Raw genomic sequence first — 20,431 nt, 5'->3', positions numbered from 1 at the left:
ACTGTTCGTTTCGATAAGAGTGATAGTAAGGCAGCAGAATATTCGGGTGAGGTTTATAAGCTTGTAAAAAATATCCGTTTGGAATATATGGCACTCTGTGCTTAGGAAAACCTAATCTACTTGACTGGAAGATTAAGATGCAAAAATTCAATCAATTTGCGGAAACCATTAAACGTTTAGATTGTTTGAAGCCTGAGTGTGTTCATAACAGTGCTTTGCTGCTGGGAGAAAGCGGTAAACTATCCTGTTACTACTCTCCGTTTGAATATGTCAACAAAAACGCAAAAGTCGTGATTTGTGGCATGACGCCGGGGGCGCAGCAGTCTCAGATTGCTTTACTTGAAGCCCAGCAGCGCTTGTTCAATGGAGAGGATTTTGAGTCTATATTCAAAGGCACAAAGGAAACCGCCAGTTTCGCGGGCGCTATGCGCAAAAATTTAGTGAAAATGCTTGATGCAGTCGGTCTTCAAACTTGGCTAGACGTAAAAAGCTGTGAGGCGTTGTTTTCTTCTCTTAAAGGGCAAGTCCATTACACTTCTGCCCTTCGCTACCCTGTGTTTAATGATGGGAAAAACTACAGTGGTACGCCAAGTATGACGACTCATCCATTCTTACGAGAAATGCTCGACACCACACTTTCAGACGAGCTAAGCCAGCTGGCTTCTGACGCAATCTATATCCCATTGGGTGGCCAAGTAGAAAGTGCATTGTTGTATTTGGCCGATAAAGGGGTGATTAACCGCGAGCGCATCCTCACAGGCTTGCCACACCTTCGGGCGCAAATGCGGAACGAATCGCCTATTTTTGTGGTGATAAGGCCAGGGAAGCCCTTTCAACTAAAACTAACCCAAACCACATTGATACGCGTAAACAGGCGCTACTTCAACAAATTAGCCAGCTTTAATTCAACAGTAAGCAGCAGGTCTTTGGTGTCCTGCTGCTCTGTCTTGTCATTGTTTTACAGTAACGCTTCAAATGACTGTTAATGTCAGCTTGTTTGCACAAGCATTTACCCAATAACGCGTTTGAGCACCGTCTTTTTGGGACATGATTTCTATTGTCGATGCGGTCTGTTCAGGCAGCGCGGACTTTATCTTCTTGTTGATATACGACTTCAAAGGTTGCAGAAACTCCTTTTGCATCCCTTTGATTGAATGATGATTGCCTTCAGAAAAATCTTCTGGGGTCGAACCAAAACTTTCAAACACACGTGGATCGGACGCCATTTCTGAATATATCGCCAGAAAGCGGATACTGTGTTCGGGGTCATTATCAAAGTACCTGTCGACCACGACGCCTTGTTCACCTTTATCAAGCAGCCATAAATAGAACGCGAGTTCTTTTTGTGTCAGCGTAATCTCTACGCCCACAATCTCCAGTATTTTTGCGGCTCGATTGATCGTGACACTCAGGTTATCACTATGGCTAGCATTGAGTAGCCCTACCGACTGACTGAACGAGTAGTTCATCATGCTGTTGAGGAGTGATTTGTCGATGGAGTTTCGCATACGCACAAAGGGAATTTCCGCAAGCGTGACCGTTGCCTTACTGACATCCACTTCACCTTGCCCATTTTTGCCTGTTACCCATTTAGGCTCTTTGGTTGGGAACCAGAAGTCACGAACAAATTCGTATTCGTCATCAACGAATACGTGGCTCAAAGTGTCTTGCTCTCGCCCAAACAGTGACATGGCATAACCAAAATAGAACGCCATCGTTTTTCTGCCACCCGCTAGCGATGCATGGATAGCGCAGTTTTCATCTTGCGTCAGTGAGAACACTTTTCGGGTGATGAAATCGGCCATGTAGGTTTGATCTTCGATAGATTTGGCGTCATCAATCGGATTACCGTCATTATCTTCAATCAGCCAGATATGGCTTTCGTCTAGCACCACTGGCGGCAAATCGTACTCTTTGAATAGTGCTTGTAGATGACCGTCCCTAAACAGGCCATTCATTAAACTGGTTTTGGCGCTTTGCGTGGTGATGACAAAGACTTCATCAGGAAACGGTTTTCCGCTTTGGTGAATAGCGAATAAGGTTTCAGTGAGCACTTGTGGGCTTGCGCCTGTAGTGGCGAGAAGGATGTTTTTCATGCCGTAGTCAACTAGAGGTATTCTGAAGGGCATCAATTTTTGCATTAATCACCAAAGCAATCTACCTCTTGAACTTTTTCCTAAAAGTTAGCATTCGATGCCAAGTATATGCGCAGCAATCGATCACAAATGGATTACAGTTGAGAGAAACAAGAAAAACTTCACATTCCTTTAATTTAACATTTTAGCTTTATATCACTACAAAAGTGAAGCCACGCAAAATTTCACATTAAAAAAATCACCTCTAGCAGTATAATCAGCAGAAGATTAATTTACCGAAGTACCCCACTAATCAAGAGACTTAGCATTCTTGCAGCATGCGGCTTGATGACCCTTTAAGTATTCAAGGCGTTGGGTCTCATTTAAATTGTTAAGAGAAGGAAATATCATGGCTGGTCGTCGAGATCCAAATGAATACAAAATCATTGAAGCAGTACTCGGTTGGGACAACCGCCGGGGAGCTACTCGCCTAACCCCATTGGAAGGGCAAGGCTTTGACTGTGATATGCATATTGAATGCTCTAAAGACATTCGCAGTTTGCCAGTTGGTTCTGTTGTAAGACTTAAAGTTACCCTGAAAAACCCTAAAACAACTGAGCATCAACCTCATTTATATAGCTCTTACAAATGGTCGTATGAGCTGGTTAAGAAAAGTTAGTTTAAAGACGTTAACTGCCAGATATTACTATTCCTAAAATCTGGCAGATTGGCAGACAACGTTTAAGGCACGGATTTTCAAATCGTATCATTGCCTCCTTTGATAAGAATACCCAAATGCTAAAGCCTATTTCATTAGTCGGAGAACAACGGAAAGTTCTCTCACTCAACCACGAAGGTCCAATCCAGATTAAAGGTGCGGCGGGCAGCGGTAAAACTACCGTTGCGATTTATCGCGCATGTCACTTGATGAACACCCATGCAGATCTGTTTGAGCCCAGTAAAGTTGCTGTTTTTTCGTTCAACAAATCACTCTCTGCCTACCTCAAGGTTCTTGCCAATTCTTTAGGTGATTACGATTATTCCGACTTAACCGTCATTCACTTTCACAAGTGGGCCTATCACTTTCTTGAACAGCAGGGTTTCAAGCTAAATGGTCGGGTATTTGATGAAGACCAAGCCAAGTACAGACTGAGTGTAATAATAAATAAGATCAAAGACTCAGAACCTAGTTATGAACGTATTCTAAGCAAAAGGATTGAGTTCTACCTTGACGAAGTTTCCTGGTTAAAAGGAAAAAATATACTTTCACTGGAAGAATATCAGGAAACAAAGCGTTCCGGGCGAGGCACCACTGACCGAGTAACTTCATCAGATAAAATTGCATTGTGGGAAGTGTTTCAACAGTACCGACATTACATGCAAAGTAATGGCAAATATGACTTTGATGACTTTGCATTGTTGTGCCTTGATGTCATTGCTAAACAAGCTGAAAACTTTGGTCCGCATTTCACGCATATCGTCATCGACGAAGCGCAAGATTTAAGCAAGGCTCAAGTGTCTGTATTGTCAAAAATTGTATCCCCAACCACTAACAGCATTACGATCATCGCAGATGCTGCTCAACGCATATATAAAAGTGGCTTCGTTTGGAAGGAGGTCGGACTGAACGTACGAGGCTCTAGGACTATTGAGTTTAAGAAAAACTATCGAAATACAGCTGTTATTGCGAAAGCAGCGTTATCTCTTTTGGCACATGATAACGACACCGACGACTTTACAACAGTTGAGGTTGGTGACCGTGATGGAGAAAAAACACTTATTATCAGTGCATCAAACGAAAAGGATGAATTATCATCTGTACTTGAGCGGGTAAAAAACAAACATTTATCAAACAAAAACGAGTCCATCTGCCTGATACACAGGACACGACAAGGGGTAGTTAAATTAGGACAATTACTGCTTAAGAATGGCTTTAAAATTTCTAATATTTCGATGTCTGACAAAAATGGTTTTTCAGACGACTGCATTTATATCGCTACTATGCAGTCGGTAAAAGGACTAGAATTCGACCACGTTTTCCTGTGTTCACTTGAGAGTGAACTCTTACCTATTGCAGCTGGGTTCAGCGAACCTGATGATGATTTACACATATCAACTGAACGTCGCCTCCTATACACCTGCATGACCAGAGCCACACAAACGCTTACGCTTAGCTATTCGAACGCACCATCGAGGTTCCTATCTGAGATAAATAGCGAATTCGTCGATAGAGTCAACATATGAACATCGAACTTTACCTGAAACAACGTGGGATCATTTCGTTGTTTCATTTCACCACGATAGAAAACTATATGAGTATTTTGGAGCGTGGCCATATATATTCGCGTGCCAAAATTGAAGAGCTTAGATTAGCAAACGATGGCTATTATACAGCTGACTATACTGATTCCGTAGATAGGCATCGATTAGATGGCTTACCAACCCATATAAATTTGAGCATTTCACGCCCCAATTGGTATCTTCTGTGTAACTATATGAGAAGGCCTGAATCGCTTCACTTGGATTGGTGCATCCTCGAGCTAAATGTAGCCCCACTCCTATCTGAGCAAACTTTATTTTCCGTATGTAATGCTGCTTCAAATACAGCAAAGCACTATGGCATTAGAGGTGGTGTTAGTGGATTAAGTAATCTATTTGCTGATGAAGTTAAGACCCCAAGAAAAACGTGCACTCGTGTGGGGTTGCCATCCAATTTCACTACGGATATTCAAGCCGAGGCCCTCGTGTTCGAGGCAATATCTATCGAACACATAAGAACATGCCACCTCCCATCGGAAATTCTAATGGCGAGACATAAGAGTGCATTTAATCTTCTTGGGCTCAATAATCATCAATTTTCGGTGAATGATGATTTATTCAAAAATCCCATGCTCAGATGAGACTTTGTTGGACGGGTATAGAAGATGGAGTGTCAGATGAAATAGTCATCAATTGGCGATAGTAATCTGATGATGAAATCACCTCTTCAATCTTGCCTAGCCTTATAAATGCAAGATATAGGGCCACTGATCTAGCCTGGCAGTTAAAACTTTTAGCTGGATTAAATTCTATATCAGTAAATGCATCGTACTCCTTGATCTTTTCGACTAGGTGGGGGTTACGATGCAACGCATTGATATAGACCCAGTCATAGAAAAGTGTCTTGGGTTCTAAAGGCCAAATCCCCTCTTTTCCTTGAAAACCCACCATATCCCCCGAATCTTTGAGCCTGATATCTCTTTTCGCTTCCAATGGTGAAACTGCTAAAAGATCCTTGAACGGCCCTCCTCGCTCGAACATTTTTGAAGCCTGAAAAATGTTCTCAACCGCAATATCTTTCCCACTAGCTAAGGTGATCTTTAGATTGAATGCGCTCAATGCGACTCCAGTGTTGTCTTCACTTTTTGATGAAACTTCCAAAGGATTTTCGGCATAATTCAGTGCCTTAACCTGATAGTGCCAACTAGCGATTGATTTTTGTTTTTGAGACATGGAAAAGCCAGCATGCCAATCAAATTCAACATACTTTTCTTCAACATAAGGAAAGGAGTCAAGTGGGATATATAGAGGTCTAGTTGCCATTATCTTGTCCAGTTACGACCTTCATGTTTACTCCTTGACGACTAAAACTAATCAGGCACTCAATTAAGCCAGTAGTATATCTCCAAGAGCGTTTTTTCTCAGTAAAATTGTCTCGACCATAGCACGGTCGTCATTTATACCCCTGTTTTACCGAGACTTTCTGATTGAAAAGCACTATTGGCGCCATTGCTAATGGTCTGCTACATACAAAAAAGTAAACCTCAACATTGTTAAAGTTCAATGTTCACTAATTCAGCTCCTTCTACAGGTACAACATTTCTAACAATCTCGAAAAAGCACTGCTCAAGAGAACGACAACATCTACGCTCCTCCATTTGAATACTTGTGTAGCTGCATCTTTGAGAAGTTTTATGTTACCGACGATTTTTTAAACGTGCTTCCGTCTGTTTGAACAGATCGAAAGCACTTTAATTACAAAAAGATCACTTCTTGGTTAGGCTGCTTGGGTAACGGTGTAGGCCAGAGAAAAGAAGAGCTCTTCATCCAGAGTCGCATCTTCAGGGAGAACAAGTTCACTCCCCCCATTTTTTTCGATCGAAAATGGCAGAACCCAAAGCTTCAATTCTTCAGAGAAAGCAAAATGTCCCTGTATTGGAGAGTTAAATCTCTCCGTTTTGGGGTAAATCAGAACAAGCTTGCCCCTGCCTTTCAAATATTTCTGCCCATATGCAAACATCTGATAGAAATCAGCCTGGGACAAATCAAAGTCTTTGGTGCTTTGTGGGTTGATACGCTTCCATTTGGTATCAAGCACACAGAGCGGCACACCTTCCTTTTCAATCATCAAGTCGGGTTTCAGAATGAAAAGATCTCTCTGCTTGCTAGATTCGACATGATGCGTTACCAGTTTTTCATCACGCGCTTGGGTGTGAAGTGTTAGCCCATCTTTCAGCTGATTTCTGAGGGTTTTCGCCACAAATGCTTCGAACACTGATTCCATAGGGAAGAGGAGAGAAGGCGCATCTGCCAACCCTTTCATGCTAATTGGTGAGGAACCATCCAAAATAAGTTTCGCCCACGCTAGTGCAGGTTTGTAATGCTGCATACCACGATCAAGCTTCACGCTATCAAAGTCTTGTTTGGGATTGAAGCTTTTGGGCACTGCATCAAAAGCAAATAACAGTTCCCGCAGCAACTTCTGGTTACAGTGATCTCCGCAATAGCCTTGCACTGTAAGCATGGCGGTTTTCAACAGGCGGTTAACAGGCCGATTTTCTGCATACTCATCAAACTCACAGTAAAAGCGGTGCTTCGCGACAATGTTATGGCGAAGCTGACCTGACTTATTGAGCTTGCCTTTCTTGACCAGAAGGTTCTCTTCCTGGCCGACGTAATCACACTTTAGTCCCCGCTTCACAATGTGATTCACATCCTCTAAAAAACGGGAAATAAACACCTCAAGAAGCGGCATTTTTAGCGCTTTCAACCCTGCGTTATCAAGCTGAATATGGCGAAACTCACCCAATGCTTGCAACATAGTAAGAAGCGTTGAACGTACTTCTTCGTATGTCGTTTCACCAGAATCTGAATCCAATCCAGTTTTCGGTAACACCTCAATATGACGCCCAGACGGGACGAAAATCACACCAACGAAGTTTTGAACCTGAAGCAGCCTTCTACCGCGTTTTATAAGGGGTATCATAAGCTGGTTAAAGCCTGAATTATCCTCCGTTAAACAGCGTTCCTCCAGGTAGCAGAAGTCTGCATCAGGGATAACCGTGTATCCCTGTTGATCACCCTCATTCTTGTCTGAGCAGAGATAACCGAATTCAAACACAGTAGGTGGCATTACTGACATGGTTTAAATGACCTCAGCGGCTGTTTCATCTTGAGCAACAACAATCTCTTCATCCTTTGACGGATGGGCATACATGCGGCGATAAACCTCGGTATTCTGCCAAACAGGCTCATCAAAGGCCTTCAGCGAATACTGTGTCAGGGCTTCGCCGTATGGATTGATGTCATGATGCTTACCAAACAGCCCCTCAAGATCGTTGTTTTTGAATTGTTTCGTTTTGATCAGCTGCAGTTGCTCTCCGCGCTGGTTATCACCAAGCACCAAGCGAATTTTCTGCCAGTCTTCAAAGAAGTATTCTTGTAACAGTGGAATCACTTTATTCTGGAATACACTAACGAGGAGGCTAAACGCTTCTTGTTCCTTGTTCTCTTCCACCAAGTTTTTGACTGGCATAAAGAAAGCATGACCAAGGGTATGCTCGCGGTCATATAGAATTTCGATGCGTTTGTTCACGGTTTCAAGCAAGGCTTCAAGGTCAATGCCCTTTATCACTATGCCTTTCAAGATGCTAGGGTTTGGCATCATTTCAATAAAGTCAAAACGGCGTCGCAATGCCGTATCCATCATCGCCAGCGAACGGTCAGCAGTGTTCATGGTACCTATAATATAGAGGTTATCCGGCACAGTGAATTTGTCACCCGTGTATGGTAAAACCAATTCAATAGCCTCTACAGCACCTTGGCGTTTCGACGGTTCAATGAGTGTTATCAGCTCACCGAAAATCTTAGATATATTCCCGCGGTTGATTTCATCAATAACCAGCACATAGTTTTTGCGCTCAATGCGCACATCAGGCAAATCCGCGGTTAAGTTTTTCAGGTGGGCAATCAAGGCAGAATAATATGGGTTAAGCCCGCCGTTTATCACTCTCTCACCTTCAAAGATCGCTTTGAGCGCTTTCACGTTGAGTGAATGCGTGGAAATGCCTTGGTCTTTTTCAAAACGGATTGTTCCGTTGTCGACGTCAGTTACCGTAAAAAAGGTTCGTTTGGTATCAACTCTTACGCCTTCTTCATCTGACGCTAGCTGTTCCAGAAACTTCGTCCAACAACGCTCAAAGTTCTCGACGCTTTGGTTTGTTCTTGATTGTTGATGCTTCATGGCATCTTCGACGATCAACTTAAAAATGCCGTCTTTTTCGTAATACACCGCTTCGCCGTCGACAGTTTTGACGCTCAAACCTTCAACAAATTCTTCATATCCGTAACTTTGGTGGAAAGTGACAAAGCGGATACGTTTATCTGCGCAAAGTTCGGAATAAACTTCACGTAACTGCATGCGACGATTATCTTCGTTAGTCGCAGATGAACAAATCTCAACGTAACGAGCTGGCGCTGCAGCTTTCACGGCCGCTTCGATGGTGTGATAGGTTTTGCCTGTACCTGGTGGACCATAAAGGATTTGGTTTAGCGATGTGCAACCTTCAAATGTATCAAGCGAAACATCTGGTATTTTCTTAATTGTTGTAGCCTTTTCCTTTGCTACTTCCCAACATTGAGAGCCAAACGCTAGCAAATCTTGCCCCTTCCGCTCTTCTTCCAATTGACGATACATCTTGGGATAGGTTGTGCTTGTATTAGAGTCTGTAAGAACTTCCAACATCTGTTTTGAAAAGGTGTTTACCATACAAGGTTGTTGTTGATTTTGATAAAGGAAAGCAATTTTCCACTTAACCAATGGAGCAAAATCAATACTGTCAATCGTATCTAGATCACCCATATATGCAGCTTCAGCGACATCACAAAGCACCTTTTTCACATACTCGAAAGTACTTTGCTCATCATGTCCATATTTGGTGCGCCACGAATACACATCTCCATGCGCTATGCCGCCCTGCTCTTTCCCATCACGATTGCGCTTGTAGATACCAAACTTAGCTGACGTATTACCTTTAATTGAGCCAAGAGAACTGGTGCGTGTTTCAAGCCAATATGTAAACGTATCGTTATCGTTTACTGAAACATATTGCTCCAATGAAATGTCTTTAAGGGTAGTTAGCGGCCAGCGTTGGAGGAAATCATCCCATAGCTGCTGTCGATTGTTGTTATTCATTTTTTAACTAACCAATTGTTAAGTTGAATGTATTGATAGGTCACGAGTTGGTACGTCATTGCTCGCTAATAGCAGACCCGGTAAATCCTGACCCAACAAGGCTCGCATATATCACCCTCACGGCGATTTACTTGGGCCGACATATCCCCACAATGACGACAAATAAAAAGGGCATCTTCTTTCTTTACTAGATGGCTGACGGCTTTGATCATCAGAGGTGTTTCGGTTTTATCCGAAAAGGACTGAACAACGTATTGAGCAGGTACTGGTACGTGCCCATGCCATTCAGTCACATTCTTGTAAAAATGAATACCTGATTCATCATGCGCGAGCCCATTTGAATAACTTGATTCGTTGCAATCTAACCAAGGCGCATCGACACAGTGATATTTTCCTTCGTATTCAAGATATTGAAGCAGGCTAGGCCCATTGATAAATCTGGTGTCATGAGATTCTAGGCTAACGAGCCGAGCCAAATATCGGGGATCATTGATATAGACATCAGATTGGCACCATGCCGTCATCATCCCTTTCAGCGTTTGAGCTAAACCTTTTGGTTTTATTCCCTGCTTCTCATACAGAGTAATGGTTTCTTTTCCACGCTCCGTAATGGTACGAACACACAGCGAAACACTCTCTCCTACATTTAGCTCGAAAAGCGCATCATCACTTAGGCTTAAACGGAATTTTGCGTGGTCTTCCCAGTATGTCGTCAGATTCTCAAACCGGAAATCATTCAAACCGCTCTCGTCATGATGAGATTTTTCGCCTAACGCCATTGACTGATAGTGGCGTAAAGGGTGTCGTATCAGTAAGCTTTCACCCAATTCTGGAAGATCCGTTAACGCAATCGCTCGACCATGTAGAAAGCGCATTACGGCTTCCAACGATCTGATGTCGCCAGTGATACTCAACTCACCATGTTCAATGAGTCTCAACACTATGGTTTCTCGTGTCAGCGTTTCGGTGCTCTCAGTTTCTGGCATACTTGATTCAGAAATCAGAGCAGCCATTCTATCAACCCACAGTGAAACGTCCCCCGTTTGAATAAAATGAGTCGTAATACCGTCATTGAAACGCTCCATCCGCACCAACTTAATCAACCAGCTTAAGCAGTCGCGAAGCGTCGCTGTTTTAATCCAGTCAGTGAAATCAAACTGAACCACAAAACATGGTTTGTTGAATGGCGCCTCATAATCAATCGGTAACATCAATCCGTACCGATATGCCATCTCATGCAGAGGGATACTCTCTGAAGGCAATTGCTGCAATTTCTGACGAAGTAAGTTGGAAAAACTCTTTAGTATGAGATTGCTCGGGCGCTCCAATAGCCAAGTGGCGGAGTCTTCTATGTGCTTTCGCCAAGCAAGACGTTCCAGCCATTGCGAGGGAATCCCACTCACTCCGTAATAGGCCCCTGCAAGCTGACCGAAAATAGCCGCTGTTGTGTCTGCATCCTCACCAAGATTGGCAGCAAGTAGCGCACCTTCTTTAAAGCTGTCACTGTTTAGGAAACACCAAAGCGCAGCCTCCAGTGAGTGCATAACAAAGCCCGAACCACGAATATCGTGACGCGGCTTTTCGGCAATGTCTTGACTGAGCACTTGGCGAATATCAGGGTGACAATCCGGGTGCAACATCAAATAGTCATCCAGCGTATCAGCCACAAAACAGTCTTTGTCTGGCAGATTTTCTTGATTCAACGCGCGATGGATCAGCAGTGCCATCACTTCGCAGGCCTGAATGCAGCGAATTTCCCCATGAGTTGTCAACGAACTTTGTGCAGCAGCTTCCATTGCCCTTTGTTCGCATTGATCACCGAAAAATACAGGTATTGGTGCCAAACGCATCAAACTGCCATTCCCCGCACTGTTTTCTGATGTAGAGCCTGATTTCGGGTCGCCCGTGGCTTCGAAACGCGCCAATGCATCACGTACTGTCATACCAATATCAAAGCAATGGCCAGTAACAGAGTTTTCCCCTTTGCGAAACCAGCGGATGTACCGCTCTGTTTGGTCACGCAAATCCATACCGCCTTTTTCAATTAAGCTGTCTGCCAAGCAAAGCATCATTGAGGTGTCATCAGTCCATTGCCCAGCCTCAAGCATAAACGGTCCACCTCCAACCATATCAGTCAACGGCGTGTAACTATCTTTGGCTTTAAATTCTAAGGTAGTGCCAAGTGCATCGCCCACCGCAAGCCCAAGCAGCGCGCCTTTTGCGCGCTCAGTTTTATACTTTTCTTTTTCGTTCACGTTTTACATCCAACACAAATAGGTTAAGCCGAGCACTCATCACTTATGCAGTCGCATTTTCCCAGTGCACCAGCGTGTCATCACTCACCGTTCCGATCCTCTTGGCTTCTCGAATAAAAACCCGTTGGAGATTCTGGGCCACAACCTTGTTACCAAGCAGGAAGAGACTGCGAATGATGCGTGTAATTCTTAGTTGGTTATGATTCTTGGGCTTAAGCCAGTCGTGGCTTTTTGGGATAAGCTCATCCCTGACAACAATGTCTTCGCCTCGACGTTCCAAACCGTAGTAGTCCAACATCAAATCGAGCGAGCGTAGATGAACGTTTCGCAATTCATCAGATGCGTTAAATGCGTCGATATCAACTTGCTCTACAAGCAGAGCGTGTTTGTTGAACTTGTGGCCATAATCGATGGGAAATAGCACTTGAATAAACTTGTGGTCATGTTCTAACCAAAAGTGGTTGTAGTTATGGATTTCAGAGATAAAGCGCCCGAACACATCTGGCTCGTTACCATTCATATATGACGCAATCTTGCTCACTGAAAACTGCCTTTAACATTGAGAATACGGTAATGTACCAACCGAAGAGTATTTGATGTTGGGACATCAGTATTGCTCTTCAGCTCGGCACACGCTTGGATTTCTACGTTACGCTGTATCGATACTGTCTCGCAGTTTTTAAGCTTATGATGCGAGCTTTATTGATTGGACTATCGCGTGTGCTTTCCGGTATCAGTTTAGGTGTGGGCTTTACTTCTAATTACGCGCCAGATCATCTTTTTATCTTGTTCGCGCAAGTTTCATGCTGTGCGATTAGTTGCGAAGCAATTTCTCTGTACATTTTTTTCTTAACGGTAACCCATCAATTTCAGATTTAATCATAAAAAAGGGGTCATTTTTGACACTTTCAATATCTGGTATTTTTTGGGCCCAAATTGGGCCCATATGAAATTTCATGGTGGATAGTGGATGTATTTTGTAGCTATAACAACTCAACAGACAACACTTAACTAATTGTATTTAATAATTATAAAATCAGATCTCGCATTTCCGAATTAGATAGGTCCATTGAGTTCTTATGTCTTGACATGGCAGGGGTCGGCAGTTCGAGTCTGCCTAGACGCACCAAGCTTTCCTAGAAACATGTAATGCGTCCGTAGCTCAGTTGGTTAGAGTACTGCCTTGACATGGCAGGGGTCGGCAGTTCGAGTCTGCCCGGACGCACCATTCCTTCCCTAACCAGGATGGAATCAGAATTTGGGTCTATAGCTCAGTTGGTTAGAGTACTGCCTTGACATGGCAGGGGTCGGCAGTTCGAGTCTGCCTAGACCCACCAAATTCCAATAATCGCACTCTCTTTTAGAGAATCCCAATCGCGATTATTCGGGCGATTAGCTCAGTTGGGAGAGCACCTCCCTTACAAGGAGGGGGTCACTGGTTCGAGCCCGGTATCGCCCACCACTTTCGTAAGAAACAAAAAAAGCCTGCTTTCGAGCAGGCTTTTTTTGTTTGTTCACTAACTTCGCTAATCCGACGAAATCTCACTTCAACAATCTGTTTGGGACCACTTTGGTGCCATCAAAAGAATCTACGTTTCCATTTGAATTCGTTGTTGGCCATTGACTACCCATCCGCTAAGGCGATATGAACATTTGGGTCACTACGGACTTTTTGCAACAAGCCCGTTCATACATCATTGCCCTTTTTTCGCCACAATTGATCATCAGTCTGCCCTCCTATGAGTGACTTCATTTGGTTTAATAACATTCGCCAGGACAATTAATCTCCCGGCAATCACAAAGCAAACATCATGATTCAAACCAAACCAACTTGGAGAGAAGTCCCAATTCAAACTCATTCAGGTTTCTAATCACTGGGCATCGGGAAGTTAGCTTCCTTGTTTCACACCCACTGGAGATGAAGTTATGCACAGACTTTTGAAAGTAATCTTATTTTTCACCGCAATAATGTCATTAAACGTTCAGGCTGCCATCATCGTTGTCAATTCAACGAATGGAGGCAGTGGAAGCACTTTATGCAGTTTGGCAGATGCTATTATCGCAGCGAACACTGGCGGTACTTCTGGTGGCTGTACACCTGGAAGCAATGGAGGCGACGAAATTCTCTTTGCCAGTAATTTGTCTAACAGCACAATACTGTTAAGCGCAGACTTACCAACAATCACGGATGAGCTGACCATCACCGGCCCTACAGGCAATAATACGATTACTGTCAGCGGGGATGACACCTATTCAATTTTTGTTGTTGAAGGAGTCACACTTAAAATATCGAATCTAGAATTGATTCACGGATTTGGCACTACTGCCAGTAATTACGGGTCAAGCGGAGGAGCGATAGCCGCCCTGTCTGGTGCAATTGTCACAGTAACTGACAGTAAACTCTTAAACAATTTTGCCGACGGGGATGGAGGGGCAATTCATGCAGAGTCATCTTCCTTTGTCCACTTGTCAAATTGCCTAGTATCAAACAACACAGCTCACTATGGTGGTGGCATATATGCCCATCAAGGCGCTCAACTAGAAATTGTTGATTGCACCTTTTCGGGCAACAGTGCATCCACGGTAAGCTCTGCTTTTGGAGGCGCTATTGCCGCCTTTGGTTGGTCATCACCAACCGGCATAAACATCCGCAACAGCCGTTTTTCAAGCAACTCAACTGTTGGTTATGGTGGCGCTATTTTTGCTGGTCCTGGCGTTGAGGCAAGTGTGATCGACAGTGTCTTTGAAGGGAACACTGCTCACACTGGAGGTGCCATTCGCATTCAGGCTGGGTCATCACAATTTACGTCACTAAGCGTTGCTCGAAGTGAATTCTCAAATAACCATGCCTGGGTTTATGCTGCGGCTGTTTACGCCGAGGGTAATGTTGTTTTCGATGCTATTAATAGCTCTTTTTCAAACAACCATGCCGGTGTTGAAGGTGGCGCTTTTTTCTTTTATTCCGGTACGGTGAATTTGAATACGATCATGGCATCAGGTAATCAATCCTCTACTGGGGGTGCGATGAGTGCTTGGGGGAGCTCAGTGTTCCCCAGCGTAATCAAACTAACCAGAAGTTTCTTATCGGAAAATAGTGCCAATATTGGCGGGGCAATCGTCGCCAAATATAATGCACACATCGTAGTCAGTGACAGTACGCTATCTACTAACAGTGCAGATATCCATGGTGGCGCGATCAAATCTGACATGAGCATTGTTGAATTAAGCAATAGTACGCTCTCAGGAAATCACTCTGGCATTGGAGGCGGGGCGTTTTATGCGAATAACAGCTCTGCAGTAAAAATAGACAACAGTACCTTTGCCGAGAACGATGGCGGTTCTCTATTTTCGTTTAATTCCTCGGGTAGTGTTTTAAGAAATACGGTCTTAGCTGGAGGTCATTGCGATTTAGATGGCAGTAGTAATGTCACGCTCACCGGCGGTGTACACATTGACGATGGAACGTGCAATGCTACCTTGGTTGGCCCTTCGCAGTTAGCCCCTCTCAGTTACAACGGTAGCGGTCCTATTCCCACTCATATGCCAATCCCAGGTAGCCCGTTAGTTGATCATGGTGTTGGAGGATCTGGTAGTAATCCAATAACAGATCAGCGTGGACATCCTCGTATTGTGGGTATCGCAGTGGATATCGGCTCGGTAGAACTGCCAGATCCTGCAGACAATTTTAACTAAGTGAACTTGTAATCTGACGGGTGTTATCTATCACAATGCGCACCCTAGCTGATTTGCTCGCAAGATTTAAATTGTGATGATTGTTGGGGAAGAAGCTAGCTTTTCTCGAAGCGGCATCTTCCCCACTCTAAATACAAATTCGTCTATTTTCCCTTATCTTCGAAGCTTCATCTGAATAGCCACCGACTCGGTAGACAACCTTAAGCCTTTCTATATATGACTTTTCGTAATTTACAGATTCCGCAATGAACATGAGCAACGAATGCACACCCGCTATCATCACGATTGGATGAACGGTTCTTTGTGTCTCTAGCTACTTTAGCTTTTTTCGATAATTAGCTGTTATACATCTATAGAAACGCTAGCGAATACCGCGATTAATCCCAGTTTTCACGCTTCCAAAATAGGTCGTTAAGCTGCGATATTTGTTTGTTTAATACTTTATTACCTTAACGGAACAATGTACTCATCCTGCCCTGCAACGAACTCATTAAAAACGTTAGAGTGATACACTTTGAAGCATCCAAGGCTTTTGGCGGTTGCACCACTCTTCATATAGCCCACTGATTTTTCCGCAGCTTTGACCATGAAAACAACAGTTTCAGAATACGGATCATGTATGATCTCGAATGTGTTTTCATCTTGAGTTAACTTATATTTCCCCCTTCCCATAAAAGACAGTGAGCGCTTTGAGTGCCCTAGATCGGTTGCTAATAAACTATTTGGTTCAATCGCAATGAGGCAGGAAACCAAACCATAGTCTTTAAGGCTATTTCGAGCTGCCATTGTTTCTACACTCAATGTTTGATTAGGAACCGAACACCCAGAAGATAGAGTCACTAGCATCATTACCACGAGAGCTTTCAAATTTGCAGTTCCCATCTATCCTCTTCCCTTCCTCTGCAAAATAAATCAAATCCAAACACTTGTTATCTATTCTGCGAAATAACACGTTCAAATCAATCTCCATTTATCCTGCTGCCTCGCAGGAAATCGCTTTGGCAGTGTTCAACAGGCTCGTTTTGGCAGCCTCAAATTGATGCTGCTTATCCATGATTTGTTCTGCGCCCGATATGTTGATAGCGGCGATGATTTTTCCGAGATAATCAGTAATGGGTACAGCAATGGCCGTTGCATTGTCAGAGCGTGAGAATGCGAAGCCTTGTTTCTTTTCTGTCGTAATAAGGTGTTTGAGTTCTGGCAGCGTTTGAGGATTAGGCCTTGCGTACATATCAAGCTGAATGGTTTGGTAGACCGCGCTCAATTCAATGTCGCTGAGTTGTTGCAGCAAGATGCGTCCCATCGCATTGGTATGGCACGGAAGCCTTGTCCCAAGTGGAATATTCACAGACAACCTTTGCGAGGCTTGGGCACGATAGATATACAGGGTTTCTAAACCGTCCCTCACCGACAAATGACAAGATATACTGGTTTCATCCCTTAGCCGTTGTAAGTGCGGAGCAGCAACATCGACCAAATTTTGCCCTGCAAGATACGAAAAACCACGAGACACCACTTGAGGGCCGATGGTATACGCATTTCTTGCTACTTTTCTCAGGTAGTTCTTATCAATCAAAGTTTGGACAATACGGTATATCGATGATTGGCTAACACCCAGTCTCTCAGCAAAGTCATGGGTGCTGAGTATTCGATGTTCCGCATCATACATTTCGATAATTTCCAGCCCTCTCGCGAGCGATTGAACTTGGTAGTCTGCCTTGCTCATGTTTTTCTCATCTGTAAATGGAATTTTCATATTTGAATAAAATATGTGGTTCTTTCGCTCCAATGTCCATCTTGATTGTTAATTTTATGTAATTTCACATATTAAGATGAACATATCGAGAGCAATCAAACAGGACGAAACATGCCAGACTCAAAGGAATTTATTCTCAAAGCAACGTGCGATGCATCAAGTGGCATTCTTGCCGCCGTCACTTCCTATCTGGCAGGTTTGAGTTGCTACATTTCTGAGTTGCATCAGTTTGATGATGAAGAAAACCAAAACTTTTTTATGCGTGCCGTCTGCCGCATTGAGTCTCCGGATGTGGATTTGGAGACCATCAAGGAAGGCTTTGAAGCACAAGTCAGTCGTTTCAACATGGATTGGCAGTTCTTTGATGCCGACGCCCCTACGCGTGTGTTGATCATGGTCAGTAAATTCGACCATTGCCTCAAAGATCTGTTGTACCGCCACGAAAATGGCGAATTGCCAATGGAAATCACTGCTGTGGTGTCCAACCATAAAGACCTGAGACCTATGGTGGAACGTGCAGGTATTCGCTTCATTTGGTTGCCCATGACCCCTGAAAATAAACCGCGCCAAGAAGCAGCGCTGCTGGACGTGATGGCAGAGACACAAACCGAGTTGGTCGTGCTCGCTCGCTACATGCAGATCCTGTCTGATGATCTGTGTAAGAAGCTGCATGGAAAAGCTATCAACATTCACCACTCTTTTCTGCCAAGCTTTAAGGGTGCGAAGCCCTATCACCAAGCACATGCTCGCGGCGTGAAATTGATTGGAGCGACGGCGCACTATGTCACGTCAGATCTCGATGAAGGACCGATTATTCAACAGAGTGTTCAACCCGTTGGTCACACCTATTCATCTGACAGGCTGGTTGCCGTTGGGCGCGATACTGAAACCATCGCCCTCGCACAAGCGGTTCGACTTCATTTAGAACACCGCGTCTTTATGTACGGAAATAAAACCGTTGTATTCCAATAATCGACAGAGGTAACCATGCAAGAAGAGTCGCCAGTAAAGGTTATCGATGGTCGGAAACTGTCTGATTTATTGCTTGAAGAAATGACGCAGGAAGTACAAGAACGGATGCAAGAAGGCTACCCGCAACCTGGGCTTGCCGTGGTATTAGTAGGCGAAGACCCTGCCAGCACCATTTATGTTCGTAACAAAATCAGATGCGCAGAAAAAGCGGGGTTGTTTTCGTTGGTAAAACGTCTTGATGCATCGTGTTCACAACAAACGCTCGATGATGTGGTCGTGGAGCTAAACGAACGTGAAGACATTCACGGTATTCTGGTGCAACTCCCCTTGCCCAAGCATCTTTCTGAAGAACGCATCATTAATCTTATCGACCCGACAAAAGACGTTGATGGGTTTCATCCCGTCAACGTGGGGCTTCTATCATCTGGGCAAGCCAAACTCGTTCCCTGCACGCCTCTAGGCTGTATGGAGATGCTTAAACGAGAAATGGGCGACCTAACAGGAAAACACGCTGTTGTGATTGGGCGTTCTAACATCGTTGGGAAGCCAATGGCTAACCTATTACTTCAAGCCAACTGCACCGTCAGTATTGTTCACTCTAAAACGATTGATGCTGCCGCGCTCTGCCGACAGGCCGATATTTTGGTGGCTGCGGTTGGCGTGGCTGAACTCGTTGATAAGAGCTGGGTGAAACCGGGCGCAGTGGTGATTGATGTTGGCATAAACGCCACTGAAGTCGACGGTAAGCGAAAGCTGGTCGGTGATGTCAATTTCGCTGATGTTGCAGATAAATGCCGTGCAATAACACCTGTGCCAGGTGGGGTTGGCCCAATGACCATCGCCTGCTTGATCAAAAACACGCTAACGGCAGCCAAGCAGCACGATATTTAGGCCTAAATGCAACCAGCCTAAATCAATCGACAATTTGCTATCTTCTTCCAAATAGCGATTAAACAGATTGTAACGAGGGAACGTACAGTGCCTTTTTCATTATTAAAATACGGTCTTAGTAACGATTATCCTTTTGAGAAGGACATGGACCTCCCCATCCAGACCGATCTCAAACGCCACTATGATGTGGTCATCATTGGTGGCGGCGGACACGGCGTCGCAACGGCGTATTACCTCGCGAAATATCACGGCATTACCAACGTCGCGATTTTGGAAAAGGGTTACCTTGGCGGCGGTAACACCGCACGAAACACCGCAGTTATTCGCTCAAACTACCTCACGTCCGAAGGTGTGAAGTTCTATAGCGAGTCAGTGAAGCTATTCCAAAACCTCTCGAATGAATTTGATTTCAACATCATGTACTCCTCTCGCGGACAGCTAACACTTGCCCACACTGATGCAACCGTTCGATCTTTCAGACAACGTACCGAAGTGAATAAGCATTTTGGTGGACGGACAGAACTCATCGACCCCCAACAAATTCGAGAGCTTGTCCCTACCCTCAACATGAACCCTGCGGATCTTCCTATTCTTGCAGGCCTTTGGCACATGGATGGCGCGACAGCAAGGCATGACGCCGTAGCCTGGGGCTACGCGAAAGGCGCAACACAACGTGGCGTTGAGTTACATCAACTGACGGAAGTAACCAACATCAACACCGAAAACGGAAAAGTCGTGTCGGTCGAGACCAACCGAGGAACCGTCGGCTGTGGTGCTGTGGTACAAGCCGTTGCAGGACACAGCTCGATTGTTGCTGCCATGGCGGGTTTTAGAATGCCGCTTACCAGTTATCCCCTGCAAGCCATGGTGACCACGCCCGTTAAACCTTTCCTCGACCCACTGGTCAGTTCTTCAGCCCTCCATTGCTATGTACAGCAAACGGGTCGAGGTGAAATTGTGTTCGGCGGAGGCTCCGATCCTTACCCGCTTTACAACACGCGCTCGACGCTTGATTTGAAAGAAAGCCTGATCGCCAGCGCGATAGAAATGTTCCCCTTCATGGCCAATTTCAAATTGCTGCGCCAATGGGCTGGCACAACGGACATGACCAGCGACTATAGCCCAATCATGGGGTTGAGCCCCGTCGACAATTACTACTTGGATGCAGGCTGGGGAACGTGGGGTTTTAAAGCCACGCCGATCTGCGGAAAATCCCTGGCAGAACTGGTGGCATCTGGCGGGAAAGTGCCAGATCTGATCGCACCGTTTGCTATGGACAGGTTTGATGCATTCCGACAAGTCAACGAAATGGGGGCCACGGCCGCGAGCCATTAGG

General features: G+C 44.6%; 16 protein-coding genes and 3 tRNA genes. 11 read left to right on the top strand and 8 right to left on the bottom strand.

Annotated elements, in window-relative coordinates; all coding sequences use genetic code 11:
* The first annotated feature begins 137 nt into the window (after positions 1–137).
* The gene (locus LRP50_RS08410) at positions 138–986 is read left to right on the top strand and encodes a hypothetical protein (protein ID WP_274164010.1); all 849 of its coding nucleotides are present in this window, start codon (positions 138–140) and stop codon (positions 984–986) included.
* Here LRP50_RS08410 and csm6 read toward each other — a convergent pair.
* On the bottom strand, positions 972–2,096 hold the full coding sequence (gene csm6 / locus LRP50_RS08405; RefSeq protein WP_274164009.1) for a CRISPR-associated ring nuclease Csm6: 1,125 nt from the start codon (positions 2,094–2,096) through the stop codon (positions 972–974). The two genes, LRP50_RS08410 and csm6, sit on opposite strands and share 15 nt — an antisense overlap.
* A gap of 388 nt (positions 2,097–2,484) precedes the next feature.
* Between csm6 and LRP50_RS08400 the strand changes: the two genes are divergently transcribed.
* The 3 genes from LRP50_RS08400 (at position 2,485) to LRP50_RS08390 (ending at position 4,975) form a co-directional block, all read left to right on the top strand.
* Positions 2,485–2,754, top strand: a complete 270-nt coding sequence (locus LRP50_RS08400) for a hypothetical protein (protein ID WP_274164008.1) — start codon at positions 2,485–2,487, stop codon at positions 2,752–2,754.
* A gap of 116 nt (positions 2,755–2,870) precedes the next feature.
* Positions 2,871–4,319 carry a UvrD-helicase domain-containing protein gene (locus LRP50_RS08395; RefSeq protein WP_274164007.1) on the top strand — a complete coding sequence of 483 codons (1,449 nt, stop codon included), beginning with the start codon at positions 2,871–2,873 and terminating at the stop codon, positions 4,317–4,319.
* Positions 4,316–4,975, top strand: a complete 660-nt coding sequence (locus LRP50_RS08390) for a DarT ssDNA thymidine ADP-ribosyltransferase family protein (RefSeq protein ID WP_274164006.1) — start codon at positions 4,316–4,318, stop codon at positions 4,973–4,975. Before LRP50_RS08395 ends, LRP50_RS08390 begins: the two co-directional genes overlap by 4 nt.
* Here the strand turns inward: LRP50_RS08390 and LRP50_RS08385 are convergent.
* From LRP50_RS08385 to LRP50_RS08365, 5 genes are all read right to left on the bottom strand, one after another.
* On the bottom strand, positions 4,968–5,657 hold the full coding sequence (locus LRP50_RS08385; protein ID WP_274164005.1) for a DarT1-associated NADAR antitoxin family protein: 690 nt from the start codon (positions 5,655–5,657) through the stop codon (positions 4,968–4,970). The two genes, LRP50_RS08390 and LRP50_RS08385, sit on opposite strands and share 8 nt — an antisense overlap.
* Before the next feature lie 454 nt (positions 5,658–6,111).
* Positions 6,112–7,467, bottom strand: coding sequence for an McrC family protein (locus tag LRP50_RS08380; RefSeq protein ID WP_420791209.1), 1,356 nt, complete (start codon positions 7,465–7,467; stop codon positions 6,112–6,114).
* Between the two features lie 12 nt (positions 7,468–7,479).
* Complete coding sequence (locus LRP50_RS08375; protein ID WP_274164003.1) at positions 7,480–9,528, bottom strand: McrB family protein; 2,049 nt, start codon at positions 9,526–9,528, stop codon at positions 7,480–7,482.
* Between the two features lie 65 nt (positions 9,529–9,593).
* Positions 9,594–11,783: an ADP-ribosylglycohydrolase family protein gene (locus LRP50_RS08370; protein WP_274164002.1), complete on the bottom strand. Its 2,190-nt coding sequence runs from the start codon at positions 11,781–11,783 to the stop codon at positions 9,594–9,596.
* 43 nt (positions 11,784–11,826) lie between these two features.
* Complete coding sequence (locus LRP50_RS08365) at positions 11,827–12,324, bottom strand: opioid growth factor receptor-related protein (protein WP_274164001.1); 498 nt, start codon at positions 12,322–12,324, stop codon at positions 11,827–11,829.
* Positions 12,325–12,934: 610 nt separating this feature from the next.
* Between LRP50_RS08365 and LRP50_RS08360 the strand changes: the two genes are divergently transcribed.
* The 4 genes from LRP50_RS08360 (at position 12,935) to LRP50_RS08345 (ending at position 15,476) form a co-directional block, all read left to right on the top strand.
* Positions 12,935–13,011, top strand: a tRNA-Val gene (locus tag LRP50_RS08360).
* Positions 13,012–13,043: 32 nt separating this feature from the next.
* Positions 13,044–13,120, top strand: a tRNA-Val gene (locus LRP50_RS08355).
* 49 nt (positions 13,121–13,169) lie between these two features.
* Positions 13,170–13,245, top strand: a tRNA-Val gene (locus LRP50_RS08350).
* Between the two features lie 464 nt (positions 13,246–13,709).
* Complete coding sequence (locus tag LRP50_RS08345) at positions 13,710–15,476, top strand: choice-of-anchor Q domain-containing protein (RefSeq protein ID WP_274164000.1); 1,767 nt, start codon at positions 13,710–13,712, stop codon at positions 15,474–15,476.
* Between the two features lie 444 nt (positions 15,477–15,920).
* Here the strand turns inward: LRP50_RS08345 and LRP50_RS08340 are convergent, their stop codons facing one another.
* Positions 15,921–16,358: a hypothetical protein gene (locus LRP50_RS08340; protein ID WP_274163999.1), complete on the bottom strand. Its 438-nt coding sequence runs from the start codon at positions 16,356–16,358 to the stop codon at positions 15,921–15,923.
* Between the two features lie 88 nt (positions 16,359–16,446).
* Complete coding sequence (locus tag LRP50_RS08335; protein ID WP_274163998.1) at positions 16,447–17,202, bottom strand: IclR family transcriptional regulator; 756 nt, start codon at positions 17,200–17,202, stop codon at positions 16,447–16,449.
* Between the two features lie 141 nt (positions 17,203–17,343).
* Between LRP50_RS08335 and purU the strand changes: the two genes are divergently transcribed.
* The 3 genes from purU (at position 17,344) to LRP50_RS08320 (ending at position 20,430) form a co-directional block, all read left to right on the top strand.
* Entirely contained in the window at positions 17,344–18,204 is an 861-nt protein-coding gene (gene purU / locus LRP50_RS08330; RefSeq protein WP_274163997.1) for a formyltetrahydrofolate deformylase, read from the top strand.
* Between the two features lie 15 nt (positions 18,205–18,219).
* Positions 18,220–19,095, top strand: a complete 876-nt coding sequence (gene folD / locus LRP50_RS08325; protein ID WP_274163996.1) for a bifunctional methylenetetrahydrofolate dehydrogenase/methenyltetrahydrofolate cyclohydrolase FolD — start codon at positions 18,220–18,222, stop codon at positions 19,093–19,095.
* Between the two features lie 87 nt (positions 19,096–19,182).
* The gene (locus tag LRP50_RS08320) at positions 19,183–20,430 is read left to right on the top strand and encodes an FAD-dependent oxidoreductase (protein WP_337992905.1); all 1,248 of its coding nucleotides are present in this window, start codon (positions 19,183–19,185) and stop codon (positions 20,428–20,430) included.
* Position 20,431: the final 1 nt, after the last annotated feature.

The sequence above is a fragment of the Enterovibrio gelatinilyticus genome, from assembly GCF_028683095.1.
GTDB lineage: Bacteria > Pseudomonadota > Gammaproteobacteria > Enterobacterales > Vibrionaceae > Enterovibrio > Enterovibrio gelatinilyticus.
Note: the sequence above shows the minus strand (reverse complement) of the source record. Positions and strands in the feature narration are given on the sequence as shown.